Annotated in this window: 21 protein-coding genes, 1 tRNA gene and 1 pseudogene; 9 read left to right on the forward strand and 14 right to left on the reverse strand. The window is 67.4% G+C overall.

All coding sequences use genetic code 11. From position 1 onward, the window contains the following. Positions 1-12: 12 nt before the first annotated feature. Positions 13-918: a mycothiol conjugate amidase Mca gene (gene mca, locus ACVWYS_RS13630; protein WP_344364195.1), complete on the reverse strand. Its 906-nt coding sequence runs from the start codon at positions 916-918 to the stop codon at positions 13-15. 194 nt (positions 919-1,112) lie between these two features. On the opposite strand from mca, the gene ACVWYS_RS13635 reads away from it, so the two are divergent. The 3 genes from ACVWYS_RS13635 (at position 1,113) to greA (ending at position 3,642) form a co-directional block, all read left to right on the forward strand. Then, entirely contained in the window at positions 1,113-1,565 is a 453-nt protein-coding gene (locus tag ACVWYS_RS13635; protein ID WP_116766002.1) for a DUF4307 domain-containing protein, read from the forward strand. Between the two features lie 262 nt (positions 1,566-1,827). Beyond that, a complete protein-coding gene (locus tag ACVWYS_RS13640; RefSeq protein WP_456507237.1) occupies positions 1,828-2,937 on the forward strand; it encodes an alkaline phosphatase family protein in 1,110 nt (369 codons plus the stop codon). Positions 2,938-3,147: 210 nt separating this feature from the next. Then, complete coding sequence (gene greA / locus ACVWYS_RS13645) at positions 3,148-3,642, forward strand: transcription elongation factor GreA (RefSeq protein ID WP_091250802.1); 495 nt, start codon at positions 3,148-3,150, stop codon at positions 3,640-3,642. A 171-nt stretch (positions 3,643-3,813) separates the two neighbouring features. Here greA and ACVWYS_RS13650 read toward each other — a convergent pair whose 3' ends face one another. From ACVWYS_RS13650 to ACVWYS_RS13665, 4 genes are all read right to left on the reverse strand, one after another. Then, positions 3,814-4,437 (reverse strand): rhomboid family intramembrane serine protease, encoded by a 624-nt coding sequence (locus tag ACVWYS_RS13650; RefSeq protein ID WP_116766001.1) that lies wholly within the window; start codon positions 4,435-4,437, stop codon positions 3,814-3,816. Between the two features lie 8 nt (positions 4,438-4,445). After that, positions 4,446-5,684, reverse strand: a complete 1,239-nt coding sequence (gene ilvA / locus ACVWYS_RS13655; RefSeq protein WP_091250807.1) for a threonine ammonia-lyase — start codon at positions 5,682-5,684, stop codon at positions 4,446-4,448. A 21-nt stretch (positions 5,685-5,705) separates the two neighbouring features. Beyond that, positions 5,706-7,019 (reverse strand): AI-2E family transporter, encoded by a 1,314-nt coding sequence (locus ACVWYS_RS13660; protein ID WP_456507238.1) that lies wholly within the window; start codon positions 7,017-7,019, stop codon positions 5,706-5,708. A gap of 84 nt (positions 7,020-7,103) precedes the next feature. After that, positions 7,104-8,081: an aldose 1-epimerase family protein gene (locus ACVWYS_RS13665; RefSeq protein WP_456507239.1), complete on the reverse strand. Its 978-nt coding sequence runs from the start codon at positions 8,079-8,081 to the stop codon at positions 7,104-7,106. Positions 8,082-8,156: 75 nt separating this feature from the next. Here ACVWYS_RS13665 and galK point away from each other — a divergent pair, with 75 nt between their 5' ends. Together galK and ACVWYS_RS13675 are read left to right on the forward strand one after the other, a co-directional pair. Further along, positions 8,157-9,317, forward strand: a complete 1,161-nt coding sequence (galK, locus tag ACVWYS_RS13670) for a galactokinase (protein ID WP_456507240.1) — start codon at positions 8,157-8,159, stop codon at positions 9,315-9,317. Between the two features lie 20 nt (positions 9,318-9,337). After that, a pseudogene (locus tag ACVWYS_RS13675) lies at positions 9,338-10,518 on the forward strand (acetyl-CoA C-acetyltransferase). 138 nt (positions 10,519-10,656) lie between these two features. On the opposite strand, the gene ACVWYS_RS13680 reads toward ACVWYS_RS13675, so the two are convergent. Next, positions 10,657-11,562 carry a Bax inhibitor-1/YccA family protein gene (locus tag ACVWYS_RS13680; protein WP_456507241.1) on the reverse strand — a complete coding sequence of 302 codons (906 nt, stop codon included), beginning with the start codon at positions 11,560-11,562 and terminating at the stop codon, positions 10,657-10,659. Positions 11,563-11,781: 219 nt separating this feature from the next. Next, positions 11,782-12,681: a hypothetical protein gene (locus ACVWYS_RS13685; protein ID WP_456509900.1), complete on the reverse strand. Its 900-nt coding sequence runs from the start codon at positions 12,679-12,681 to the stop codon at positions 11,782-11,784. A gap of 577 nt (positions 12,682-13,258) precedes the next feature. Here ACVWYS_RS13685 and ACVWYS_RS13690 point away from each other — a divergent pair. Genes ACVWYS_RS13690 through ACVWYS_RS13705 form a run of 4 tightly spaced genes read left to right on the forward strand, consistent with a single transcriptional unit; the run spans position 13,259 to position 17,396 of the window. After that, a complete protein-coding gene (locus ACVWYS_RS13690) occupies positions 13,259-14,542 on the forward strand; it encodes a branched-chain amino acid ABC transporter permease (RefSeq protein ID WP_202615791.1) in 1,284 nt (427 codons plus the stop codon). A 9-nt stretch (positions 14,543-14,551) separates the two neighbouring features. Then, positions 14,552-15,520: a branched-chain amino acid ABC transporter permease gene (locus tag ACVWYS_RS13695; protein ID WP_116765995.1), complete on the forward strand. Its 969-nt coding sequence runs from the start codon at positions 14,552-14,554 to the stop codon at positions 15,518-15,520. Next, positions 15,517-16,626, forward strand: coding sequence for an ABC transporter ATP-binding protein (locus tag ACVWYS_RS13700; RefSeq protein ID WP_456507243.1), 1,110 nt, complete (start codon positions 15,517-15,519; stop codon positions 16,624-16,626). The genes ACVWYS_RS13695 and ACVWYS_RS13700 overlap by 4 nt, the downstream gene beginning before the upstream one ends. After that, the gene (locus tag ACVWYS_RS13705) at positions 16,623-17,396 is read left to right on the forward strand and encodes an ABC transporter ATP-binding protein (RefSeq protein WP_116765994.1); all 774 of its coding nucleotides are present in this window, start codon (positions 16,623-16,625) and stop codon (positions 17,394-17,396) included. Before ACVWYS_RS13700 ends, ACVWYS_RS13705 begins: the two co-directional genes overlap by 4 nt. Positions 17,397-18,050: 654 nt before the next feature. Here ACVWYS_RS13705 and ACVWYS_RS13710 read toward each other — a convergent pair. The 7 genes from ACVWYS_RS13710 to ACVWYS_RS13740 all read right to left on the reverse strand — a co-directional run bounded on the left by ACVWYS_RS13710 (position 18,051) and on the right by ACVWYS_RS13740 (position 25,554). Continuing rightward, positions 18,051-19,400 carry an ABC transporter substrate-binding protein gene (locus tag ACVWYS_RS13710; RefSeq protein ID WP_344364226.1) on the reverse strand — a complete coding sequence of 450 codons (1,350 nt, stop codon included), beginning with the start codon at positions 19,398-19,400 and terminating at the stop codon, positions 18,051-18,053. A gap of 290 nt (positions 19,401-19,690) precedes the next feature. Then, positions 19,691-19,764, reverse strand: a tRNA-Leu gene (locus ACVWYS_RS13715). 32 nt (positions 19,765-19,796) lie between these two features. Further along, positions 19,797-20,741 (reverse strand): N-acetyltransferase, encoded by a 945-nt coding sequence (locus tag ACVWYS_RS13720; RefSeq protein ID WP_456509901.1) that lies wholly within the window; start codon positions 20,739-20,741, stop codon positions 19,797-19,799. 141 nt (positions 20,742-20,882) lie between these two features. Further along, a complete protein-coding gene (locus ACVWYS_RS13725; RefSeq protein WP_456507245.1) occupies positions 20,883-22,358 on the reverse strand; it encodes an NAD(P)/FAD-dependent oxidoreductase in 1,476 nt (491 codons plus the stop codon). Positions 22,359-22,396: 38 nt separating this feature from the next. Next, positions 22,397-23,824, reverse strand: a complete 1,428-nt coding sequence (locus tag ACVWYS_RS13730; protein WP_456507246.1) for a S8 family serine peptidase — start codon at positions 23,822-23,824, stop codon at positions 22,397-22,399. A gap of 81 nt (positions 23,825-23,905) precedes the next feature. Further along, entirely contained in the window at positions 23,906-24,889 is a 984-nt protein-coding gene (locus ACVWYS_RS13735) for a Ppx/GppA phosphatase family protein (RefSeq protein ID WP_344364236.1), read from the reverse strand. Further along, positions 24,886-25,554, reverse strand: coding sequence for a DUF501 domain-containing protein (locus tag ACVWYS_RS13740; protein ID WP_456509068.1), 669 nt, complete (start codon positions 25,552-25,554; stop codon positions 24,886-24,888). The genes ACVWYS_RS13735 and ACVWYS_RS13740 overlap by 4 nt, the downstream gene beginning before the upstream one ends. Positions 25,555-25,560 lie beyond the last annotated feature (6 nt).

Genomic DNA, 25,560 nt, shown 5'->3' on the forward strand with positions numbered 1-25,560 from the left:
AGTCTATCCCGTCTATCTTAACCCGGCGAAGAGGTCCGTTTCGGGCAGTTCGACCGGGATCCGCGACTCGATCAGGGAGTAGTCCTCCCACGGCCAGACCTTGCGCTGCATGGCCGCGGATACCGCAAAGAAGAATCCTTCCGGGTCCACCTGCGTGCGGTGGGACCGGAGCGCGTCGTCGCGGGCTTCGAAGAAGTCCCCGCACTCGATCTGGGTGGTGGTGGGGTGCGTCGGCGGCGGCGGGGTGTGCCCCTCGGCGTCCGCCTCAAGCCAGGTGGCCAGCCGCTCGGCATACGGGGACTGCAGGCCGGCCTCTTCCAGCGCAAAGTGGAGCGCGCGGAAGCGGTCCGGGCTGAAGGCGCGGTCGTAGTAGAGCTTGCTGGGCGCCCACGGCTCCCCGATGCCCTGGTAGCGGGCGGGATCACCGGCAGCCGCGAAAGCCTCGACGGCCACCCGGTGCGCCATGATGTGATCCGGGTGCGGGTAGCCTCCGTTCTCGTCGTAGCTCACGATCACATGGGGCCTGAAGTCCCGGACCAGCCGTACCAGCGGCGCGGCCGCCCGCTCCAGCGGCTGCAGGGCGAAGCAGCCCGGCGGCAGGGGCGGCAGCGGATCGCCTTCCGGCAGTCCGGAATCCACGAATCCGAGCCAGCGCTGCCGGACCCCGAGGACCTTCGCGGCGGCGTCCATCTCAAGGCGGCGGGCCCCGGCCATGTCGCGCTTGGGGTGCGGCTGGCCCTCCATCGCGGGGTTCTGGATGTCGCCGCGCGAGCCGTCGGTGCAGGTGGCCACCAGGACATCCACGCCCGAGGCGGCGTACATGGCCATGGTGGCGGCACCCTTGCTGGATTCGTCGTCGGGATGAGCATGGACCGCCAGCAGACGAAGCGGTGCTGACGGGCTGGGGGATGCTGTCATCAGGGGACGGCTCCTCTTTCTGCTGTTCTCTGTTCTGGCGGACTTGCTGGTGTGGCGGACATGCCGTTGTGCCGGACGCTGCGGAGCTGCTACGGCACGGCCACCCGCAGGCGGGCCGGCCGTCCATGGCGTAGCCTGCAGGGTCAGCCGCCGCCGCGGATATATCCCGGTCCGATCCACACTAAACTGGACTGGTGACTTCCGAGGATCAGCATGCCGCGCCGGCACCTACCAGCCTAGCCAATCGTTACGGCGGCCAAAAGCGCGCACTGACACGCAAGGGCAAACGCAACATCCTGATCGCCGTCCTCGCCGTGGGCATCGCCTTCCTTGCCTGGGTGACGACGTCGGCGGCCACTACCAGCGTCAGCTTCAAGGACATCGGCTACAGCACCACCGACGCCACCCTGACGGAGGTTGACTTCCAGGTGACCAAGGACCCCGCCGCGGATGCCAAGTGCGCTGTCAAGGCCATGGACTCCAAGTTCGCGATTGTCGGCTGGAAAGTCGTGGACATCGGCCCGAACCCCACCGATGCCGGCACCGACGGCGGACACACCACCGGCCACAGTACCCAGCTGCGCACCGAATCCCAGGCTGTCTCCGCCGTCGTGGACAACTGCTGGATTCCGGACGCGGGAAAGTAGGCCGCGGCCCCCCGCTGGCCGCAGCGCCCCGTCCGGCCGTTGCCAACGCCTCCGCATATGCGCCACCCGGGACCCGCCGGGCTGCGGGGAGCTGGTCATTCACCGCGACGCCGCGCCAATCAATGAACTCAAAAGGTGTCCGCGGAGGGACATCCTTGGACCGGAGACCTATGCTGGTGCCAGCGACTCGTCGGTCTCGAGAGCAGGGCAGTGACCGAAGCGGTGCCGGGCCCCCTGCTGCACGCTTCAACAAGAAAGCGGGATGCGCATGAACCCCGGAAAGTCGAAAGGAACCATCGGCCGGGGCGCGGCCGCCCTGCTGGTGCTGGCAGCGGCAATAGTCCTGGCAGTTTCCGGCTGCGAGCCATGGCGAGCCGCGGATCCTCAGGCGCCCGCCGCGGGCGCCCGCGCCGACCGCCCGGGGCATGTGTTTGTGATCAATCTCGAGAATGAAGGATTCGACAAGGCCTGGGGCGCTGACTCGGACGCTCCCTACCTCTCGGAGACGCTTCGTTCCAAGGGCGTGTTGCTTTCCAATTACTACGCAATCGCCCATCACTCCGCTCCCAATTACATCGCGCAGATTTCGGGGCAGGCCTCCAACCCCATGACCCGGAACGATTGCGGCACATATGTCCCCTTCGTACCAGAGGGCACCGCCGAGCCGGGGCAGGTGAAAGGTACCGGCTGCATCTATCCCGCGTCGGTACCGACCGTCGCGGGCCAACTCAGTGCGGCCGGTAAGACCTGGAAGGGCTACATGGAGGGGATGAAAAGTCCATGCCGGCATCCTGAGACCGGCGCCGAGGACGGTAACCAGGACGCCTCACCGGATGATCAATACGCGACCCGGCATAACCCCTTTGTCTACTTCGCGGCGATCACATCCTCGCCGGATTGTCAGAAGAACGTGGTCGACTTCACCGAATTTGCCGGGGACCTTAAGTCCGCGGCGACCACCCCCAACCTTTCCTTCATCAGCCCCAACTTATGCAATGACGGGCATGACAGTCCCTGCGCGGACGGCAGGGAGGGAGGCTTGGTCAGCTCCAACGTCTGGTTGCAGAAACAGATACCCGCGATTCTGGACTCCCCGGCCTATAAACAGGACGGAGTGCTTGTCATTACCTTTGACGAAGCTGACGGTGCCAGACAAGGCCCAGAGGGCGTTCCCGGCGGAACAGCCGGGGGCCGCGTCGGTGCCTTAGTGCTCTCCCCCTTCGTCCGGGGCGGCACAATCTCGGACAAGACGTACAGCCACTACAGCCTTCTGGCCACGATCGAAGACATCTTCTCGCTACCACGCCTCGCGTATGCCGGTGCCCCCGGAGTCGACGGTTTTGGACCCGACGTCTTCAACTCGCGGCCGTGACCAGCCCCAGCCGCCCCGGGTGGCGGCACCAGCGGGACAAACCGTGCCAGATGGCAACACGATGTGATCCACGCCGCAGTCCTCTTTGGTTTATCCACAGGATTGACTACAATGGATCAATACCTTTCCCCCGCTGAGCTGGTTACTGCGTCATAAAAGTGGCCACCGTGGCGGGGTCTTTGCTTGTATGACCACCCAAAGGAGAAGTCCGTGTCTACCACCAACAGCGCAACTGCGGCTTGGCTTACCCAGGAAGCTTTTGACCGCCTGAAGGCAGAGCTGGACCACCTTTCCGGCCCCGGCCGGGCAGAAATCGTCCAGAAGATCGAAGCCGCGCGCCAGGAGGGCGACCTCAAGGAGAACGGCGGCTACCACGCCGCCAAGGAGGAGCAGGGCAAGATCGAGGCCCGCATCCGCCAGCTCACGGCCCTTCTGCGGGACGCCCACGTCGGCGAAGCCCCGGCCGATGACGGCATCGTGGAGCCCGGCATGATCGTCGTGGCCAAGATTGCCGGCGACGAGGAAACCTTCCTGCTCGGCTCCCGCGAGATTGCCGGCGACTCGGACCTGGACGTCTTCAGCGAGAAGTCCCCCCTCGGCGCGGCGATCGTCGGCCACAAGGAGGGCGACAAGCTCAGCTACACCGCCCCGAACGGCAAGGACATCACGGTGGAGATCATGTCCGCCAAGCCGTACGCCGGCTAGCACCGCAGCACACGTTCCCGCACGGAACACCTTTACGAAAAATAGCGACGCCGGTCTCCCCCTCGCGGGGAGGCCGGCGTCGCCTTTTTCTGCCTGCTTGGTGGATCAGCACGGCGGTTAAGCATTGCGGATCAGTGTGGCAGGTCGGTGTGGCAGGTCAGTGTGCGCGGGTTAGCGCCCGGCGGGCAGCGACCGCGGGCGCCGTGTGCTCAGCAGCACGGCCGCTGCGACGCCGCCGATCGCCCCACCCAGGTGCGCCTGCCACGAGACGAAACTTGCCACGGTGGGCAGCACGCCGAAGAGGATCCCGCCGTAGGCCATGAACAGCACCACGGACAGCACGATCTGCCACCAGTTCCGGTTGAAGAAGCCGCGGACCAGCAGGAACGCGAACAGCCCGAACACCAGTCCGGACGCGCCGACGGTGACGCTGGTTCCGCCGATGAGCCACACCACGATTCCGGACGCCAGCCAGCTGGCGGCCAGGGCCGTGATGAAGACCCGCCGCCCGGACAGGAACACGATAAACCCGAAAATGATCAACGGGAGCGTGTTGGACATCAGATGGGCGAGGCTCGCGTGCAGCAGCGGAAACGTCAGGATGTCCAGGATCCCGTCCATGCTGCGCGGCCGCAGGCCGAATATGCGGTTCAGGGAATGGAATAACGCGGTGTTGACAATCTCGATCAGGTAGAGCAGCACCACGAAGGAGCCCACCACCAGCAGGCCCGTGCGGGCCCGCGCCCCGGGAGAGTCCCCTGCTCCCGGCTGCCCGCCGGGAGACGCGTCCAGCACCCCGGCCCCTAGTGCACCACGATCGGCTGGAAGCCCTCGGCCCGGAGCGCCGCCAGGACCTGGCTGCAGTGCTCGTGGCCCTTGGTTTCCAGGTTGACCGTGATGGAGACGTCGCCCATGCTGATGGAGCCGCCCACCCGGGTGTGGTCCAGTCCGGTGACGTTGGCGTCGTTCTCGGCGATGATGCGGGCAATTGTCGCGAGCGAGCCCGGACGGTCATCAAGCATCATCCGCACAGTCATGTAGCGGCCGGCAGCGGACAGACCGCGCTGGATCACCTTGAGCATCAGCATGGGGTCGATGTTGCCGCCGGAGAGGACCACCGCCACGGTGCCGGGGTTCTCGATCTTGCCTTCCATGAGCGCCGCGACGCCGACGGCCCCGGCGGGCTCAACCACCATCTTGGCGCGTTCCAGCAGGAAGATCAGCGCCCTGGCCAGGGCGTCTTCGCTGACGGTGACGACGTCGTCGACGAGCTCGCGGATGATGCTGAACGGCAGCTGACCCGGCCGGCCCACGGCGATACCGTCCGCCATGGTTGAGACCTTCTTGAGCGGCACGAGGGCGTCCGCGGCGAGCGAGGGCGGGTAGGCGGCGGCGTTCTCGGCCTGGACACCGATGATGCGGATTTCGCGTCCGAGCTCCTTGGCACGGGCCTTCACGGCGACGGCAACGCCGGCGAGGAGTCCGCCGCCGCCGACGCCCATGAGGATGGTGTCCACGTTCGGGACCTGCTCCAGGATTTCCAGCCCCACCGTGCCCTGACCGGCGACGACGTCGACGTCATCGAAGGGGTGGACAAAGACCGCGCCGCTTTCATCGGCATAGCGCTTGGCCTCGGCCAACGCCTCGTCCACGTTGTGGCCGTGCAGCACCACTTCGGCGCCGTGGCTGCGGGTGGCGGCGAGCTTGGGCAGTGCGACGCCGAGCGGCATGTAGATGCGGGCCTTGATGCCGAGGCTCTTGGCCGCGACGGCAACGCCCTGGGCATGATTTCCGGCGGAGGCCGCCACGACGCCGCGCTTCTTCTCGGCGTCAGAGAGCTTGGCCATGCGCACATAGGCGCCGCGGACCTTGAACGACCCGGCGCGCTGCAGGTTTTCGCACTTGAGGAAGACCTCGCCGCCCACCATGGTGCCGAGGGCCCGCGATGACTCCACGGGTGTCCGCGTAATAATCCCGTCGAGCAGCTTCTGCGCCTCCAGGACATCGTCCAGCGTGACGGGCAGGCTCTCAAGGGTATTCACGAACTGTTCTCCTTCTTCGGATCAGGCGTCGGTGCCCCGTCCGGCATCGCTGCCCGGAGCACCGCTGTTGGGTGCGGCGCCCTCGCGGCCGGGCGTTCGGCCCGGCAGGTGGACGTCTGTGAAGGTGGTATCTGCGCCGGGCTCGGGGGCAGGGCTTCGCCCTGGTCCCGCGGTTGCCAGCACTTCATCATGTTCCCACGTTCTGCCGGCAATGTAGCGAATCGACGAGTTTGCTACGGCGAGGAGCGGAACGGAAAAGAGCGCACCGGGGATCCCGGCGAGGTAGGAACCGGCTGCGACCGCCAGGATCACGGCCACGGGGTGGAGGGATACGGCCTTGCCCATGACGAGCGGCTGCAGTATGTGGCTTTCCAGTTGCTGGACCAGGAGCACGATCGCCAGCATGATCAGGGCGTTGACCGGTCCGTTGGCGACAAGTGCCAGCAGAACGGCGATGGCGCCGGTGACCAGCGCGCCGACCACCGGGATGAAGGAACCGAGGAAAACCAGCACGCCCAGCGGCAGCGCGAGCGGCACGCCGATGATGGCGGCGCCGACGCCGATTCCCACAGCGTCCACGAACGCGACGAACATCTGGATGCGCGCGTAGCTGACCATGGACGTCCAGCCGCGGCGGCCCGCACCGTCGGTGGCGCGGCGCGCGTTCCGGGGCATGAGACTGACCAGGAAGGCCCAGATCCTCTCACCTTCCAGCAGGAAGAAGATCAGCACGAACAGCGCCAGTACCAGGCCTGCGGCGAAGTGCCCGGCCGTGCTCCCGAACGTCAGGGCACCGCTGAGGATACTGCTGCTGTTGTTCTGCAGCGCGGCCGTGCCTTCCTGGACGTATTTGTCGATCTGGGCGGCCGTCAGCTGCAGAGGGCCTTCCGACAGCCAGGTCTGGACCTGCTGGACGCCCGTGAGTGCCTGGGACCACAGCTCCCCGAACCCCTGGGCGAGCTGGCGCCCCACCAGTGTCAGGGCGCCGATGATCAGGCCGATGAAACCGAGGACCGTGATGGCGACGGCGAGCCCTTTGGGCACGCTCCGCTTGGCCATCCAGCGCACGGCAGGGCTGAGGAGCCCCGCCAGCAGGGCGGCCACCATCACCGGGATGATGAGGAAGCTGACATGGCTGAGCAGCCAGATCAGGCCCCCTAGCACCAGCAGGATGAGCCCGGCGCGCCACGCCCAGGCGGCGGCGATCCGCACGCCGTAGGGAATGTCCTGGTCAATCTGTCGGTCGGTCCGCACCCGGGCCCCGGCACGGGATCCGGCCCCGGCCGCGGAAATGGCGGGTGTTGTGGCGGGTGCGGCGTCCTCAGCTGGCGTCATAGCCCCATAATTCCCTAGCAGCCGTTCAATAGGAAACCGGCAACGGGCAAGTGGAAACCAGCAAACGGCGTCCGGCTCTCCGGGTCAGTCCGCAGCGGCCGTCAGCGAGGAGGAGATGCCCCAGCTCATGGAGAACTGCTCCCCCGGCGCCAGCCAGCGAAGTCCCTCGCCGCTGTTGAACGCATTGGCCGGCCCGGTCATCGGCTCAATCGCGACCGCCTTCGTCCGGCCCGGAAATTCCGTCGTCACGAAGACGTGGACGTACGCGCAGTTCGCGTCCTGCCAGAGGCTTACCGTCCGCCCGTCAGGTGCCCGCAGCGTATGCCGGGCGACGCCACCGTCGAACTCCAGGTCCGTATAGGCCGAATCGAGGTCCAGGTCCCCCACCGGCCGGCCGTCGCGCAGATCGAACTCGCCGCCAACCGGCGTGGTGCTGCGCGGAATGAGGCGGTCATCGGCGACAAGCCGGGTCCGGGCATTCACGCTGACCGTGAGCTCCTCGCTGGGCACGTCCCCCAGCCGCAGGTAGGGGTGGGCGCCGAGCACGAACGGCGCGGGATCCTGGGAGTCGTTGATGAGGGTCTGGCGCACCACCAGCCCGAGGTCCTCGGCCAGTTCGTAGCGGACCCGGTGCCTCAGCAGGAACGGGTAGCCGTGCTGCGGGAACACGGCCGCTTCCAGGGTGACGGAGAATTCGTCCTCGTCCACGAGTTCGTAGGAAGAGTTCCGCAGCAGCCCATGGCTGGCGTTGTTGCGGGAGACCTCGGTGATGTCGAGCTGCAGTTTCTTGCCGTTTAGATGCCAGACGCCGTCCTCCACCCGGTTGGCCCAGGGCGCCAGGGTGATCCCGGTGGCGCCGGGCGGGATGTCAGCGTCGCCGTAGGTCTCGGTCAGGGCCGTGCCGCCGCGGCTGTAGAGGCGCAGCCCGGCGGCGAGTTCGGTGACGACGGCCAGGGCGTCGCCGCGCCGGAGCTCGTACTGCCGCCCGGACGCGTACCGCCGCACGGCGCCATTGGCGGAAGATGCAGTGCCGGATGCAGAATGTGTCGCTGTGAGATCCATGGTGACCACCGTACAGACCACCCGGCAACCCGTATACCTTGGATCCATGACTTCCAGAAGCGCAGGTGCCAGGCCATGAACCCTTCCCTGGACAGCGGCGGGCTTGCCGCGCGGTTTGAGTCGGTCTTTGGCGCCCGGCCCGACGGCGTGTGGCGGGCACCCGGACGCGTCAACCTCATTGGCGAGCACACGGACTACAACGAGGGCTTCGTCCTGCCGTTCGCGATCGACCGGGCAGCCCGGGTGGCCGTCAGGGTCCGGCCGGACTCCAGCGTGCGCATGCTGTCCACCTTTGGGAACCAGGGGCTGACGACGGCGGACATCGGCGCCCTGACCCGCGCCGGCGCCCGGGGCTGGACCAAGTACCCGCTCGGCGTCATCTGGGCCCTGCAGCAGCAGGGTCTCCCGATCCCCGGCGTGGACCTGCTTCTGGATTCCGACGTCCCCCGCGGCGCCGGCCTGTCGTCCTCGCATGCGATCGAATGCGCCGTGATCTCCGCGCTGAACGAGCTCACGGCCGCCGGGCTCTCCGCCCAGGAGATGGTCCTGGCTACCCAGCGGGCCGAAAACGACTTCGTCGGCGCGCCCACCGGCATCATGGACCAGTCGGCCTCGCTCCGGGCCACGGCCGGCCACGCCGTCTTCCTCGACTGCCGGGATCAGAGCGTCCGCCTGGTGCCGTTCGACGCCGACGCCGCGGGGCTGGTGCTGCTGGTCATCGACACCAAGGTCTCGCATTCCCACGCCGACGGTGAGTACGCGGCCCGGAGGGAATCGTGCGAACTTGCCGCCGAAGTGCTCGGCGTAGCGGCCCTGCGCGACGTCGGACTGGAGGACCTCGAGGAGGCCAGCGGGCTCCTCGACGCGGAGACGTTTCGACGCGTCCGCCACGTGGTCACGGAGAACGACCGTGTGCTGCAGACAGTCGAGCTGTTGGACTCCCTGGGCCCGGCCGCCATCGGCCCTTTGCTGGATGCCTCCCACGCCTCGATGCGGGATGACTTCGAGATCTCCTGCGCCGAACTGGACCTTGCCGTGGATACGGCGCGGTCGGCCGGCGCGATCGGCGCGCGCATGACCGGCGGCGGCTTCGGCGGCTCCGCGATCGCCCTGACCCCCGCGGGCTCGGCGCATCGGGTGCGTTCCGCCGTCGAACGGGCCTTCGCGCAGGCGGGGTATGCCGCACCGGAGATCTTCGGCGTCCGCCCCGCGGCCGGGGCCATGCGACTGGCGTAGGCGGGGCGTAGTCTGGGCGCATGCCAGAGGCCGTCATCGTTTCCACTGCCAGAAGCCCCATCGGGCGTGCCTTCAAGGGCTCGCTGAAAGACGAGCGGCCGGACGATCTCGCCGCCGCTATGGTCACGACGGCCCTCGCCGGAATCCCGGCGTTCGACGCGGCTGCCGGGCCGGGCCGCGGCCTGGATGACATCTATCTGGGCTGCGCCGAACCGAGCGGCGAGGCCGGCTCCAACATGGCCCGGGTGGTCAGCATCCTGGCCGGGCTGGACCACGTTCCCGCGGCCACCATCAACCGTTTCTGCGCTTCCAGCCTGCAGACGCTCCGGATGGCATTTCACGCCGTCAAAGCCGGCGAGGGACAGGCGTTCGTTGCCGCCGGCGTGGAGTCGGTGTCCCGTTACCGGGACTGGGCCGGCGCCGGCGAGACCGACGCGAGCACCCACAACCCGCGCTTCGAGGCGGCCAGGGAACGCTCTGCGGCCACCGCGGCCGCCAACACGCCGTGGACCGATCCGCGGCTGGGAGGCCGGATGCCGGACGTATACATCGCCATGGGCCAGACGGCGGAGAACGTTGCGACGAGCTATGGCATCGGCCGCGCGGAGCAGGACGCCTGGGCGGTGCTCAGCCAGAACCGGGCCGAGGCGGCCATCGCCGCCGGGTTCTACGCCCGCGAAATCGCGCCCTACACCCGTGCCGACGGCTCGGTGGTCGATCGCGACGATTCACCGCGGCCCGGCGTGACGGCCGAGGCCGTCAGCGCCCTGCAGCCGGTCTTCCGCAACGGCGGCACCGTGACGGCCGGCAATGCGTGCCCGCTCAATGATGGGGAGCCCGGATCGTCTCCACGGGTGTCAGCGCCCTGTCCCCGGAGCTGATGGGCATGGGCCCGGTCGAGGCCACCCGCCGGGCGCTCAGCCTCGCCGGGCTGACCGTCCGCGACATCGATCTCGTGGAGCTCAACGAGGCTTTTGCCGTCCAGGTCGTGGCCAGTGCGCGGGAGCTGGCCATCGATCAGGACAAGCTGAATGTCCACGGCGGCGCGATCGCCCTCGGACACCCCTTCGGCATGACCGGCGCACGAATGACCATCACCTTGCTCAACGGGCTCCGCGCCCGGGACGCCTCCCTCGGCCTCGCCACGCTGTGCGTCGGCGGCGGCCAGGGCATGGCGGTAGTGTTCGAACGGCTCAGCTGACGCTGTCCCGCTAAGGCGGCGCTGCCGGGAGCACCCGGCCGGGGCCGCCGGCCGGGAAAATCGAAGGGCCCCGCCAGCGGCGGGGCCCTTACTCGGAAAGCAGGTTGGACAACCAGTGCGTTCCGGAAACGACGGCGGTTAGTCGTTGCCGCGGAGAATCGACAGCAGGCGGATGATTTCGACGTAGAGCCAGACGAGCGTGACCGTGAGGCCGAACGCGGCGGTCCATGAGAAACGCTGCGGGGCTCCGGCGCTGATGGCCGCCTCGATGCTGGTGAAGTCCATGATCAGCGAGAACGCGGCCAGGCCGATCGCCAGCACACCGATGAAGACGCCGAGCGGGATGCCAAAGATCTCCACGCTGGTGCTCAGGCCGAACGGCGTGTTCACGGCCCCGGTCCACATCATGACGAGGTTGACGAGCGCGAACACCGCGTAGCCGATCAGCGCGATCATGAAGAACCGCATGAGCTTGGGCGTCGCCCGGACCTTGCCGCTCTTGAACAGCACCAGCGTCACCGCGAAGACGGAAAGCGTCCCGACGACGGCCTGGATGCCGACTCCCGGGTACAGGTTGTCGAGGATACGGGTCAGGCCACCGAGGAAGAAGCCTTCCAGCAGCGCGTAGGCCAGGATGAGCGCCGGAGACGGCTGCTTCTTGAAGGTGTTGACCATGGCGAGGGCGAAGCCGCCCAGCGCGCCAAGGATCATCAGCATGGACCCGGTGCCCTGCGGGACCGCGAGCGCCATTGCGGCGCCGACCACCAGAACGGCGAGGCACCCGGCAGTCTTGATGATGACGTCGTCGTACGTCATCCGGCCGATGTCAGCGGGGCCGGCCGCCGGCCGGTTGTACAGGTCCTGGAGCTGTTCCTGGGTCATCCCCTGCGGGGCCTGCCCATAGGCGTTCTGGCCATAGGAGTTCTGGCTGTAGGGGCCTTGGCCGTAAGAGCCTTGACCGTACGGAGCCTGCGGGGCAGGCGGTGCCTGGGTGGCTTCGCGGAAATTCTTTCCGCTGAAGATCGGGTTTCCGCCAGGTGCCATTACGGGTGTCCTCCAAGATTAGGGTGCGGGGTTGATCCGGTGCGATGCGGATAATTACGGTGCGAATTATTACGGTGCGGATAACTAAATGCGGACAATACGAATGGGACTGTACATAGTCACGCTACCAATTCCCACGGGCGGCAGGGAGGGATAGTTCCCCCTTGCGGCCGCCGCAACCGAACCGTGACCTGAAGGCGAGGGATCGGCGGTGCCGGATCAGGCCCGGGCCATTCGCACGGGGCGCCGGCCACGCCGGACAACGGTGTCCGCGGCCAGAGTCCCCGCGGCCAGCACAACCGCCTGTCCGTCCCCGCGGAAGTCGTTGAAGGGCTTCGACGGATCCCCCTTTGACTCCGGGAGCGGGCCGGGAACCGGCGCCGGCGTTCCCGTGCCGCTGGTGACGATGACGTCGTCGACGTAGATGTCGGCCATTTGCTGGTCGTGTTCGGAGCCGAGTTGCACCATATCCACCGTCGTCGCCGGAATGCTGACCGTGCCCGCATAGACGGAACGCCCGTCCCACCAGATTTGGACGTTCGTCCCGGGACCGTTCGGGACAACATGCATGACCAGCCGGTGCCAGGAATTCGTGGGCACATCCTGCCGCAGGGTGGTGTACGTGAAGCCTTCGGGTGTAGAAATCCGGAGCATCAGCTCATGGGAGACGTTTTGACGGAAGACATCCATGACGCGCAGGCGGCCGGAAAAGAACCGGAAGTAGGGAACGTTGTTCCCCACCTGTCCCTCTCCAGCGATGTTGAACCAGCCGTCCGCATACGCTTCTGTGGTCCCGGGCGTCAGGCCCACCGTCATCTTGGCCATGGAGCCGGGCGCCGTGGTGGTGTGCAGGACGGCGGCGCAGTTTCCGGAGTGCGACAGCCCGGCGGACACCGAGACATGACCTGTCCCGGAAGTGGAAACGCCGAACCCGTCCAGCGTGCCCGCTTCGAAACTGGAAGCTGCCGCTGCCGTCCCCGGATAAGGAACGGAAGGTGGCCCGACAGACGGCGTGCAGGCTTGTGCCCCGGCAGTCACGGGGCCGAGGCTGAGCGCGGGAATACCCAGAATCGCCAGCACAACTGAGCCCGCGAGGCATAGCTTGACCACCCGGTTCATCGGTCGGCCCTCCAAGATCGGCCCCTGCTATCGGCACCGGACCCGGGTTCCGGACTGAGGGACCCGGACGTGGCGTCCGGACTTCGGTTCTGGACCTCGGCACTGGACTCCCGCACTGGGCTCCAGGTTCTGGCGCTCTTCGCACCATAACCCGGGAGCACTTGGAAAAAGCTTGGAGCCCCGGCTCCGGCGAGTTGGCTGAACTGGCCCGGCTGACCCCCGCCCGGCGACGGCACGCGTCCCGGGCCGGGCCGCGCGGATCGGAGCCCCGTTGTCCCACTGTTTAGGCATACTCGGACTCAACAAAAGTTTTCTTTAGCAACCCTAAAGTGAGGCTCCGGCGCGACTTCACGGTTGTTACCCGATCGCGACGTTCTGCCTGCTCGCAGCGGCATTCATTAGGCCGCCCGGGCTGTAGCATAGGCCACACAGGGTGACGGACATCACAAGCCGGATCCCTGACCGTTCGCAGCGGTTGCAAAGGCGCAACCCACAGCACCCCCATGTGGAGGTTTTCAATTTGAGAAGCACAACGAGCGGCCTGTCGCAGCGACGGCGCGGCAGACTATTGAGGACTGTGGGGGCCGTATGTGCCGCCATAGCCGCGCTACTGCTCATCGTTGCCCCGGCATCCAGCGCTACGACCCCCTCGCCGACACCATCCCCGTCGGCTACCGAGTTCACCAACAGCATCAGCGGCTTCTTGCGCGGCGACGACCGCGCGCCGATCGCCGGGGTCACCATCACCGCCACGAACGGCGACTTCACGGGAACCACAAAATCCGGAGCCAACGGCGCCTGGACCATCGGAGTCCCCACCCAGGGAACCTACGTGGTCAAACTCGATGACTCGACGCTCCCGAAGGGTATCAAGCTCGCCGAGGGCCAGGAGAACCCCCGCAAGGTCACCTTCAGTCAGACCTCGAACCTTTCGGTGATCTTCGCCTTTGGCAAGGGCATTGTCGTCGAGGAGCAGAACTTCTGGCAGAACCTGCTCAACCGGTTGGTGGCCGGCCTGAGCTTCGGCCTGCTGCTTGCCCTGGCGGCCGTCGGCCTCTCGCTGATCTTCGGCACCACGGGTCTGACGAACTTCGCCCACGGTGAGATGGTCACGTTGGGCGCCGTCCTGGTGTTCGCCTTCAACGCCATGCACCTGCCGTTCTGGCTGGCCATCATCCTGGCCATCATAGGCGGCGGCTTGTTCGGTTACGTCCAGGATGCGGGACTGTGGAAACCGTTGCGGCGCCGCGGAACCGGGCTTGTTCCGATGATGATCGTCAGCATCGGCCTGGCTCTGGCCGTGCGTTATGTGATCCAGTTCTACTTCGGCGGCGCCACCCAGCAGCTGCCGTTCGCACAGAGTGCTGAGATCCTGATCGGTCCGGTTTCCATCTCCCCCAACAACCTCTGGTCCCTCCTCATCAGTGCCGCCGTGATCGCCGCCCTCGGCGTCGTCCTGCTCAAGACCCGCCTCGGCAAGGCCACCCGCGCGGTGGCCGACAACCCGGCGCTGGCCGCGGCCTCCGGCATCGACGTCGACTCCGTCATCCGGATCGTCTGGGTGGTCGGTGGCATGCTCGCCGCCCTCGGCGGCATCCTCTGGGCCTACTACCGGCCCGGCGTCACCTTCGACATGGGGTCGCAGATCCTGTTGCTCATCTTCGCCGGCGTCACGCTCGGCGGCCTCGGCACGGTCTGGGGCGCCCTGGTCGGTTCCATCATCGTCGGCATCTTCGTTGAGCTGACCACCGTGTTCGGCCTCGCGGCCGACCTCAAATACGTGGGAGCGTTGTTCATCATGATTGTTGTCCTCTTGTTCCGGCCTCAGGGCATTTTGGGCCGCCGCGAGCGCGTGGGTTAGGAGACAGCCATGGATTTCGGATTCATTTTTTCCAGCGCCGCCGGCGAACTGTTCAGCCCGACGACGGCTGCCTACGCCCTGGCCACCCTTGGCCTTGCGGTCCACTTCGGCTATGCCGGCCTGCTCAACTTCGGCCAGGCGGGCTTCATGGCGGTGGGAGCCTACGGCTTCGCCATCTCCACCCTGACGTTCCACGTGCCGTTCTTCGTCGGACTGCTCGTCGCCGTCGTCTGTTCGGCCATCTTTGCCCTCCTGCTGGGCATCCCGACGCTGCGGCTCAGGGCTGACTACCTGGCCATCGTGACCATCGCGGCGGCGGAAATTGTGCGCTATGTCGTCACGACCAACCAGTTGACCGCCGTCACCGGTTCGGCCAACGGCCTGGCGGCCTTCGAGGGCGATTTCTACGCCATGAACCCCTTCCCTCCGGGGACCTATATCGGCATGAACAACCGCGACTTCTTCATCCGGGTGGTTGCCTGGGCCGTTGTGGCCGTGTTCTGCCTCCTGGTCTGGCTGCTGATGCGCAGCCCGTGGGGCCGGGTCATCAAGGGCATCCGCGAGGACGAGAACGCCGTCCGGTCGCTCGGCAAGAACGTCTACGCCTACAAGATGCAGGCCCTCATCATCGGTGGCGTGCTCGGTGCCCTGGCGGGCATGATCTTCACGATCCCCCGCGGCGCGGTCCAGCCTGCCAACTACGGCACGGAACTGACCTTCTTCCTCTACACCTGTCTGCTGTTGGGCGGTCTGGGCACCGTCCTTGGCCCGGTGGTCGGCGCCATGATCTTCTGGGTGGTGCTTTCGCTCACCCAGGGCATCCTCTATGGCCTGATCGAGTCCGGGACCATCACCTGGCTGAACACGGTCCAGGCCGGGCAGCTGCGTTACATCCTGGTCGGCGTGGCGCTCATGCTGCTGATGATCTTTAGGCCCCAGGGCGTCCTCGGCAACAAGAAGGAGCTGGCATTCGCATGAGCATTCCAAGCGAAGAGTCGCGCGGCGAACCCCGCATGTCGGAAGAGACCGACTACATGACGGACACCCGTCCGATCGCCGCCGGAGAGATCGCCCCCGGCTGCAAGAAGCGTGATCCGATCGTGGTGGCCGAAAACGTCACCCGCAGCTTCGGCGGCATCAACGCCGTCGACGTCCAGCACCTCGAGATCCCGCGTCACAAGATCACGGCGCTAATCGGCCCGAACGGTGCCGGCAAGACCACCCTGTTCAACCTCCTGACCGGATTCGACACCCCAAATTCGGGCAGCTGGCAGTTCGAAGGCCAGAGCATTGCGGGTGTCTCCTCCTACAAGGTCGCCCGGATGGGCATGGTGCGCACCTTCCAGCTCACCAAGGTCATGGGCAAGCTCACCGTCATGGAGAACATGCGTCTGGGCGCCTCCAACCAGTCCGGCGAGAGGCTCTCCAAGGCCCTGTTCAAGGGCATCTGGGGCGGCCAGGAGAAGAAGATCACCCAGGAAGCGAACGTGCTGCTGGAGAAGTTCAAGCTGGACGCCAAAAAGGACGACTACGCGGCGTCCCTGTCCGGCGGCCAGCGCAAGCTGCTCGAAATGGCACGCTCGCTCATGGTCCGGCCCAAGCTCGTGATGCTGGACGAGCCGATGGCCGGCGTGAACCCGGCCCTGACGCAGTCGCTGCTCGATCACATCAAGAACCTCAAGTCCGAGGGCATGACGGTCCTGTTCGTCGAGCACGACATGCACATGGTCCGGCACATTGCCGACTGGGTCGTCGTCATGGCCGAAGGCAAGATCGTCGCCGAGGGCCCGCCCGCCGAGGTCATGAAGAACCCCGCAGTGATCGACGCCTACCTCGGCGCCCACCACGACGTCGACCTCGGCGACGCTGAGGGCATCAAGGAACTGGCCGCCGAGCTGGTGGCCGACGAGGACTCGATCGTCGGCACTGAAAACGCCGGCATCATCTCCGCCGACGTCCTCACCACGGAGGCGGAGGAGCCGAACGGGACAGCGCACGGCCGCCGCAGCTCCGAGGAGCCGAACCGCACTGATGAGTCGGGCAGCACAGCGCAGCCGAACCGCACAGAGAAGGACACAGAATGAGCGCCACCAGCGCGGCACCCTCCGCCCATCCCGCCTTCGAAGGGGACTCGGTCGTCAAGGTCACCGACCTCGTGGCCGGCTACATTCCCGGTGTCAATATCCTCAACGGCTGCAGCATCGAGGCCCGGAAGGGCGAACTGATCGGCATCATCGGCCCCAACGGCGCCGGCAAGTCCACGCTGCTGAAGGCCATGTTCGGCCTGGTCAAGGTCCACTCCGGCTCCGTGGTGGTCCGCGGGCAGGACATCACCGGGCTCAAGGCCAACAAGCTCGTCAGCCGGGGTGTCGGGTTCGTGCCGCAGACCAACAACGTGTTTGCGGCCCTGACCATCGAGGAGAACCTGCAGATGGGCATGTTCCAGCGGCCCAAGGACTTCTCCCAGCGCTTCGACTTCGTCACCAGCCTGTTCCCGGAGCTGGGCAAGCGGCGCGCGCAGCGGGCCGGTTCGCTCTCCGGCGGCGAGCGCCAGATGGTGGCCATGGGCCGGGCGCTCATGATGGATCCGGCCGTGCTGCTGCTCGATGAGCCGTCGGCCGGCCTCTCCCCTGTCAAGCAGGATGAGACGTTCCTGCGGGTCCACGAGATCAACCGGGCCGGCGTCTCCGTCATCATGGTGGAGCAGAACGCGCGCCGCTGCCTGCAGATCTGTGACCGCGGCTACGTGCTGGACCAGGGCAAGGACGCGTACACGGGCACGGGCCGGGAGCTCATGAAGGATCCCAAGGTCATCCAGCTCTACCTGGGAACGCTCGCGGACACCGTCGAGTAGTTCTGCTTCGGGCAGTATCCCGAGCAGAGGGGCCGTCACCAGCCGGTGGCGGCCCTTTTGCATGCCCGGCGTGCGCGGTAGCGGGAAGTTGCACCCGCTGGAGGCTCCGGGCGCACTTAGCCCCACCGGGCGCCTCCGCAGCCACTTGCCAGGCGCCTGCGCATCGCGCTCCCCGGCGGCTCCCTCCCCAGGCACGCCCGGACAGAGATCCCTGCCGCCGTGGGCCCACCCGGCGGGCCCCTCACCCGAGCCAGTTTCCGCACCGGATTCGGACCAGCGCCCCTCGGATCCGGGCAGCCCTCGTCCGGTTCCGTAGCGTATTGCCGATTCCGTAGCGTATTGCCAGTTCCGCGGCCTCCCTATGGCACACAGCACCCCTCCCAGCGCTTCGCCCGCCGGAGCCGACCCCACGAAGCCGGTCCACTCCCGGCGTCCTCAGGTCCCGTTTCCGCACCGGTTCCGGACCAGCGCCCCTCGGATCCGGGCAGCCCTCGTCCGGTTCCGTAGCGTATTGCCGATTCCGTGGCGCCCAGCCGGCTCCGTAGCCCCCGCCTGGTTCCACGGACCCGGAGCTGTTGCCCCGGGTCTCCGGAGACGCAAAAGACCCCCGCCCGGTGAAGGACGGGGGTCTTCGGTGTGTCGAGGGGAAGCGGCTTACAGCTTGCCGAATTCTTCCTTGACGGGGACGTAGGTGTTGTCATCCTTGTACTCGTAGATGCCGATGTACGCTTCCGTGGGGTCGCCGGCGTCGGAGAACGTGACTGGACCGGACTGGCCGTCGTAGTCGATGTCCTTGCCGTTACGGAGCAGGGTGACGCAGGACGGGAAGTCGTTGCACTTCTCGCCGCCCTGGGAAACGTCCTTCAGGTGTGCGGCGATGTCGACGCCCTTGGTGCTCTTGGCTTCCTCGGCCGCCAGCGCGATCAGGTTCACTGCGTCGTAGGACTCGCCTGCGTAGCTGTAGTCCTTCAGCGCCGGGTCAATCGCCAGGAGCTTCTTCTTGAAGTCATCCTTGGCGAAAGTGCCCGGGATGGTGCCCTGGGCGCCCTTGAGGGTTCCCGGCTGGAAATCCTTGCTGTAGTCGGACATGTTGCCGTCCACCATGAAGATCTGGTTGGGCTTGACGCCCTTGCCCGTCATGAGGGGGACAATGCTCTTGGCCTGGTCGAAGGTGATCAGGGCAATGGCGTCCGGCTTGGCGGCGAGAACCTTGTCCACCTGGCTGCTGAACTGGGAGTCGCCTTCATTGAAGAGTTCCTGGGCAACAACCTTGCCGCCGGCTGCCTCGAAAGCGGCCTGGACGTTCTTTGCCAGGCCCGTGCCGTAAGCGTCGTTGAGCACGATCATGCCCAGGGTCTGAGCTCCACAGGACGCCATGTAGTTGCCGAGGACCTTGCCCTGGAGCACGTCCGAGGGGGCGGTGCGCCAGTAGAGGCCCTTGTCATCCCAGGTGGTGAAGTCCGGGGACGTGTTGGCCGGCGAGAACTGGACCACGCCGGCGCCGGTGATCTGGTTGATCACGGTCTTGGATACGCCCGAGGAGGCTGCGCCGATGATTGCGCTGACGCCCTGCCCGAGCAGTGCCGTGGTGGACTGGGTGGCGATGTCGGTCTTGGTGTCACCGGAGTCACGGTGGATGACCTCGACCGGCTTGCCCAGGACGCCGCCGGCGTCGTTGATCTCCTTGATGCCAAGGTTCACGCCGGCAATTTCGGGCGGGCCGAGGAAGGCGAGGGAACCCGTGGTCGGCAGGAGCGAGCCGATCTTCAGGGGCGTTTCGGTGGTGGTGGCCGAGGCGGGGACGGACCCGCCCGCGTTAGCGGCGGTGGTTCCGGCGCCGGAGGCGCTGGGGGCCGGGCAAGCGATGCCGGCGGCCGCGGCTGAGCTGGAGCCCGACGAACTCGGGGTGGACGAACCACCACAAGCCGTAGCCAGAAGGGCGACGCCGATGCTAAGCGCTGTCAGCTTAGCGATGCGGGGCGCAACCTGGGGGAGTGAAGTCATGTACAAGCTCCTCGATCTAAAGGTGCGAACGGCCTTTGACGCGAAAGATCAGGTGTTCCTGATTCCACTTCAAGCTAGTGCAAATTTGACGCGAAAATAAGTGACTACGGTCACATCCTTATAACACTCGTTGCATAGAGGAAATCTGGACGGTTCCCTGCGGTCTTTTGGCGCGCGGCGGAGGCATCAAGGGACAGGACAGAACCGGGAAACGGGCCGCCAGCGGAGCGGCGCGGCGTGGGGCCAACGTGCGGCGTCGAGGGACAACAACACTGCGTAGCGTAAAGATGTGCCCCAGGTGGGACTCGAACCCACAACACGCGGATTTTAAGTCCGCTGCCTCTGCCAATTGGGCTACTGGGGCGCCCGGTCCATGGTATCCCGTCGCGGGCCGGATCAGCCCGAAAAAGGGCCTGCGTAACGGAAGGTGCCGCTCACGCCGCCGGGCCAGACGGCGAGCGGGAGAAGCTGGAAGTGGGCGCCCCAGCCTGCCTCCGGCGGCTCCACCCCGAGGGACGTGGACGGCACGAAGCCGAAGCGGGAGTAGTACTCGGGGCTGCCCAGTAGCGCGATCCCCCGCTCCCCCGCGGCGTTGGCCCGCGCCACAGTCTCCTTCATGAGCGCGGTGCCGATGCCGTGGCGCTGCAGCCGCGGCAGGACGCTGATCGGCCCGAGTCCCAGGAGCTCGAGCTCCCCCACCCACCCGCGGGTGCTGATGACGTGGCCCACCACCTCGCCGTCGAGTTCCGCGACAATGCTGAACTCCGGCAGGTACTCGGGGCAGTCGAAGAGCCGCCGGAGCAGGCCAACTTCCTCCGGCTCGCCGTCCACAGGCAGTCCGGTCACCGGGGAAACGGCGAAGGCCGCGGCCGTCAGGGCCAGGATGGCGGGACGGTCTTCGGGCTGCTCCGTGCGCAGCACGAGCGTCGGCGCGGGGCCTTCCCGGCGGTTGTCCGCCGCCAGCTCGTGCAGCACTTCCAGCGCCCGGTCGGCGTCGGCCACCGGCACCAGGAGATGGTCATGGTGGAAGCCCGCCAGCACGTTGCAGCTGATCTTCGCCTCGGTCAGGGCGGCGCCGACGGCGGCCGTCAAACCCACCGCTTCCAGCGAGGAATGCACCTCAAGGGTTATCCAGGCCCCGACAAAGTCGTAGGACAGCCCCATGCTGTCCGCGTCGGCCCGGGGCATCACAACGGTCAGCCCCTCGGCTTCCCGGACGGCGGCCATGATTCCGCCGGCCAGCGGCCTGCCGTGCGGCCACAGGACATAGACGAACTCGCCTCCGCGGCGGACGGGATGCATGGCTGCCAGAAGCGTGGGGAGATCCTTTTCACCGGTCATGGACTTCAGTCTAGGCGCGGGCCTGCACCGCCCAGCCACCACGGTGGCGGAACCAAAAAACGACGGCGGCTGCTCCCCTGGGGGAACAGCCGCCGTCGTAGGCCAACTGCCAGCTAGCTGGCAGCAGTTACGGCAAGTACGCTACTTGGCGTCTGCCGGGACCGATGCCTTGGCGTCCACCTTCGACTCTGCCTTGGCGTCGGCCGCAGGCTTGGCTGCTTCCGGGGCCGGGACAGCGGCTGGCTTCGGAGCCGGAGTCGCTGCGGTCACGAAGGCGCCGCGCGGGTTGTCCAGGTCCATGAGCTGCGTGGTGTCGCGGCCCAGGAAGAAGGCCCAGAACCAGCCGGAGATCACGCGGATCTTGCGCTCAACGGTGGGCATGGCCATGCCGTGGTAGCCACGGTGTGCCAGCCAGGCCAGCGGGCCCTTGAGGCCGATGCGGCCAATCAGGTTGATGTTCGCCACGCCCTTCCATTCGCCGAAGCCGGCGACGGCGCCCAGGTTCTTGTGCTTGTAGTCCGTGAGGGGCTTGTTCCAGCGGGAGGCCCACAGGTTCTTGGCCAGGCGCTTGGCCTGGCGCAGGGCGTGCTGGGCGTTCGGCACGCAGGTGCCGTCCGGCAGGCCGCTGCCCGTGAGGTCGGGAACGGCAGCGATGTCGCCGGCAGCCCAGGCGTTGTCGATGATGCCCTCGTCGCCGGCGATGCGCAGGTCGGCAAGGACGCGGACGCGGCCGCGCGGTTCGAGCGGGAAGTCGGTGGAACGGACCATCGGGTTGGCCTGCACGCCGGCAGTCCAGACAAGGGTGTCAGTTTCGAATTCCTGGGCCGGGGTCTTGTCCGGGAGGTTGATGAGCTTCAGGGAGCCCTCGGCGTTGTCGAGCGAGGTGTTGAGCAGGACCTCGATGCCGCGGCTGCGGAGGTGTCCGACGACCCATTCGGCCTGCTGCGCCGTGACCTCGGGCATGATGCGGCCCATGGCCTCGACCAGGACGAAGCGGACTTCTTCCTGCTTGACGCGGGGGTTGTTCTTGACCGCGGCGCGGGCGAGGTCTTCCATTTCGGTGATGCACTCGATGCCGGCAAAGCCGCCGCCGACGACGACGAAGGTCAGGGCGCGGGCACGCTCGACGGGGTCGGTCATGAGCGAGCCGGTCTCGATGCGTTCGAGGACCTTGTTGCGCAGGGCAACGGCTTCCTCGATGGTCTTCAGGCCGATGCCCTTGTCCGCCAGGCCCTTGATCGGGAACGTGCGGGTGATGGCGCCGGCAGCCAGCACGACGTCGAAGTAGGGAACCTCGAAGGTGTCGCCGCCGTCCGCGGGGGCGACGACGGCGGTGCGGTTGGCGTGGTCGATCGAGGTGACGCGGCCCTCGATGAGTTCGGTCTGCTTCAGGTGCATGCGGTGCGAGACCACCGCGTGGCGGGCCTCGATGTTTCCGCCGGCAACTTCCGGCAGGAAGGGCTGGTAGGTCATGTAGGGCAGCGGATCAACGAGGGTGACGATGCCACCTGCATTCGCGATCTTTTTCTGCAGTTTGAGGGCTACATACAGGCCGACGTACCCGCCGCCGACGACGAGTACCCGGGGACGGTCCTGGAGCTGAAGGGAGGATGCCATGCGTCAAGAATACAGTAGTTTGTGAAAACCTTCACTAACTATGACGGGTGGCTGGAATCCACCGAATCGGCGGCTCCCGGCCCGGCTCCCGGGCCGGGCCGGTCCGGCCGTTCGGGCGTGTCAGCGCCTTCCTTGGGCGAGCTGCGCATCGCGGCCCGCAACTGGAAGGCGGCGGCGGCAATGATGCCCACAAACAGGAATCCGAAGCCCAGGACCACGGCGGCCGGCACGGCGCTGTCCAGCTGCGAGGGCTTCTCCGCGACCGGCACGGTCGCCTCAGGCAGCGTGGGGGCGGCGCTGGAGGGCGCGGGCGTCGCAGCAGGCGCCGTCGTGGCCAGGTTGCCGCGCCGCTGAACCCGGATCCAGTCCGAAATGGACCCCAGCGGATTGACCTTGGTTTCGGGCACATCGGCCTTGAGGGCGGCCTCGGCGTTGAGGACGCCGAACCCGTAGAGCGGATCCTTTCCCGGAGCCCCGGCGTCCTTGGCCGTGCTGACGATCCTGTTGATCACCTGGCTCGCGGACATCTCCGGCCATTTGGAGCGGATCAGGGCCGCGACGCCGGCCACGATGGGGGTGGCGCCGGAGGTGCCCGCCCACTCGGCATAGCCGCCGCCGGGCATGCCGCCGATCAGGTCTTCAGCGGGAGCGGCGACGCCGATGCTGATGCCCTGGGAGGACGCGTCGATGCTGGCCGTTCCGTTGCGGTCCAGGCCCGCGACCGTGAGGACACCCGGAATCGTGGCCGGGGCGCCGACCTGGACGTTTCCGCCGACGCGGTTGCCCGCGGCGGCCACGATCACCACGTCCTTCTGTTCGGCGTAGAGAAACGCCGCGTCCCAGCTCTGCGGCCACTCCGGCGACGTGCTGCCGAGTGAAATGTTGATGACGCGGGCGCCGTTGTCGACGGCCCAGCGCACGGCCTCCGGAATCTGGTCCTGGTCGCTCTTGCCGCCCGGGTTGGCGGAACCGAGCCAGGTCGAGACGGACAAGATCTGGGCCTCAGGGGCGACGCCGACCACCCCGTCCGGGCCGGCGTCCGAGCCCGCGGCCGGGCCCGCGGAGGCACCGGCACTCGGCTTGGCGGTCGCACTGGCGGGCTGGTGTCCGCGCCCTGCGAGCATCGTGGCCACGAGGGTTCCGTGTTCGGGTTTGGCGCCGATGCTCTCCTGCCCGTTGGCACCGCCGGCGCCGGAGATGTCGGCGCCGCCGGCAAGCACGCCCGCTAGGTCCGGATGCGTGCCGTCCACGCCGCTGTCAATCACAGCGACTTTGACACCGGCGCCCTTGGACACTTCCCAGGCTTTGGTGATGCCCGATTCGGCGAGCCAGTATTCCTTGTCCCGCCAGGAGTCGGCGTGGGCGGGCGCGGCTGAGGTCAGCGCCGCCGCGGACATGCCGCCGGCAAGGGCCAAAGCCATCAACGCGGAGGCGGTCCGGCGGTGCCGGGCTGTTGCTCTGGTCATACAGGTCCTATCGGCGGATGCGCCAGTGGCACAAGCACTCTGTCGGTACACAACGGCTAGTGCACTACTGCTGGTGCGACATCAGCTGATGCTGAGGGCAATTCCGTCAAGAATATCGTGTTCGCTGGCCACTGCCGTGGTGATGCGGCCGGCCGTGACGTCGGCCAGGCGCTCCAGGACCCGCCGCCACACGAGGCCGCCGGCGCCAATCACGTCCACCCGCCCGGGGTGCATGAACGGCAGCGCGGCCCGCTCTTCCCGGGTCATGTCGAGCAGTTCGGTGCAGGCTTTCCGCACCGCGTCCAGGTCCAGTTCGGTGCCGTGGATTGCGGCCGGCGAATACTCCGGCAGGCGCAGCGCATGCGCCGTGATGGTGGTGACGGATCCGGCCACGCCGACGACGGCGGTGGCGCGTTCCAGCGGCACGGTGCGTGCCGCCTCGCTGATGGCGGCGTCGACGTCGGCCTCCGCCGCTGCGATCTGCTCCGGGGTGGGCGGATCGCTGCGCAGGTGCCGTTCGGTCATCCGGACGCAGCCGACGTCGACCGAGCGGGCGGCGATGACGCCTCCGGCGTTGCCGAGCACGAACTCCGTGCTCCCGCCGCCGAGGTCCACCACGAGCACGGGGTCGTCGCCGCGGGAGGGCAGGACGCTGCTGGCGCCGGCGAAGGACAGTGCGGCTTCCTCATCGCCGGTGATCACCTCGGGCTCGACGCCGAGGATGGCGCGGATGCCGTCGACGAAGACCTGCCGGTTGCTGGCGTCGCGGGTGGCGGAGGTGGCCACGAAGCGCACCTTTTCCACCCCGTGCTCGCGGATGAGGGCGGCATAGTCCCGGGTCGCGGCAAACGTTCGCTCCAGCGCTTCCGGGGCGAGTTCGCCCGTCGAGTCCACGCCCTGCCCCAGCCGGACCACGCGCATTTCCCGCACGACGTCGGTCAGCCGCGGGGCGGGCTGCCCGGTCGCGGCGTCCGTGCCGGTACCCGTGTCTATGTCTGCGTTTATATCCGCGATCAGCAGGCGGATCGAGTTGGTGCCGCAGTCCACGGCCGCGACCCGGGTCATTTGGTCTCCTCCGTGCTCGCGGTGCCGGCGGCTTCCGCGCCGTCTGCAGCACCGGCGGCTTCCGCGCCTTCTGCAGCACCGGCGGCTTCCGCGCCGCGGGACTTGCGCACGGGGGCGGGCCGGCCAACGATCTCCGGCAGGCCCTGCGGTCCGTGGCGGCTGAGGTCCCGGGACGGGACCTCTCCCCCGGTGTCCCAGGCGCCGTCGCAGTAGCAGCGGTCCGCGGTCCACCACTCGGCGATGGCGGCGATCGCCTCGTCACCGAGCGGGTTCACGCCCGCTCCGGCGGCCAGCGAATGGCCCACGAGTACATGCAGGCATTTGACGCGCGTCGGCATTCCGCCGGCGGAGACGCCGTCGATCTCGGGCACGGCGCCAATGCCGGACCGGGCGCCGATTTCTGCGCGTGAGGCCAGGTACGCCTCGTGGGCGGCGCGGTAGCGCGCCGCGAGATCGACGTCGGCGGCGAGCCGGACGTTCATCTCGTTCATCAGCCCGGCAGCCTCCAGCCGCGACACCGCGGACGTGATCACCGGGTGCGTGAGGTAGAACGTGGTGGGGAACGGCGTGCCGTTGCTCAGCCGCGGCGAAGTGGCGGCCACGAGCGGGTTTCCGCAGACGCAGCGGGCGGGGATCTCGACGACGTCGCGCACCGGCCGGCCCAGCTGGCG

The sequence above is a fragment of the Arthrobacter sp. TE12231 genome (assembly GCF_054062895.1).

What these genes read in the sequence shown, in the direction of transcription:
- ACVWYS_RS13640 (WP_456507237.1), top strand. Translation starts at nt 1,828, where the DNA reads ATGCGCATGAACCCCGGAAAGTCGAAAGGAACCATCGGCCGGGGCGCG.
- ACVWYS_RS13730 (WP_456507246.1), bottom strand. Translation starts at nt 23,824, where the DNA reads ATGACCAGAGCAACAGCCCGGCACCGCCGGACCGCCTCCGCGTTGATG.
- ACVWYS_RS13700 (WP_456507243.1), top strand. Translation starts at nt 15,517, where the DNA reads ATGAGCATTCCAAGCGAAGAGTCGCGCGGCGAACCCCGCATGTCGGAA.
- ACVWYS_RS13665 (WP_456507239.1), bottom strand. Translation starts at nt 8,081, where the DNA reads ATGGATCTCACAGCGACACATTCTGCATCCGGCACTGCATCTTCCGCC.
- ACVWYS_RS13685 (WP_456509900.1), bottom strand. Translation starts at nt 12,681, where the DNA reads ATGAACCGGGTGGTCAAGCTATGCCTCGCGGGCTCAGTTGTGCTGGCG.
- ACVWYS_RS13705 (WP_116765994.1), top strand. Translation starts at nt 16,623, where the DNA reads ATGAGCGCCACCAGCGCGGCACCCTCCGCCCATCCCGCCTTCGAAGGG.
- ACVWYS_RS13680 (WP_456507241.1), bottom strand. Translation starts at nt 11,562, where the DNA reads ATGGCACCTGGCGGAAACCCGATCTTCAGCGGAAAGAATTTCCGCGAA.
- ACVWYS_RS13720 (WP_456509901.1), bottom strand. Translation starts at nt 20,741, where the DNA reads ATGACCGGTGAAAAGGATCTCCCCACGCTTCTGGCAGCCATGCATCCC.
- ACVWYS_RS13735 (WP_344364236.1), bottom strand. Translation starts at nt 24,889, where the DNA reads ATGACCCGGGTCGCGGCCGTGGACTGCGGCACCAACTCGATCCGCCTG.
- ACVWYS_RS13695 (WP_116765995.1), top strand. Translation starts at nt 14,552, where the DNA reads ATGGATTTCGGATTCATTTTTTCCAGCGCCGCCGGCGAACTGTTCAGC.
- ACVWYS_RS13710 (WP_344364226.1), bottom strand. Translation starts at nt 19,400, where the DNA reads ATGACTTCACTCCCCCAGGTTGCGCCCCGCATCGCTAAGCTGACAGCG.
- galK (WP_456507240.1), top strand. Translation starts at nt 8,157, where the DNA reads ATGAACCCTTCCCTGGACAGCGGCGGGCTTGCCGCGCGGTTTGAGTCG.
- ACVWYS_RS13725 (WP_456507245.1), bottom strand. Translation starts at nt 22,358, where the DNA reads ATGGCATCCTCCCTTCAGCTCCAGGACCGTCCCCGGGTACTCGTCGTC.
- mca (WP_344364195.1), bottom strand. Translation starts at nt 918, where the DNA reads ATGACAGCATCCCCCAGCCCGTCAGCACCGCTTCGTCTGCTGGCGGTC.
- ACVWYS_RS13660 (WP_456507238.1), bottom strand. Translation starts at nt 7,019, where the DNA reads ATGACGCCAGCTGAGGACGCCGCACCCGCCACAACACCCGCCATTTCC.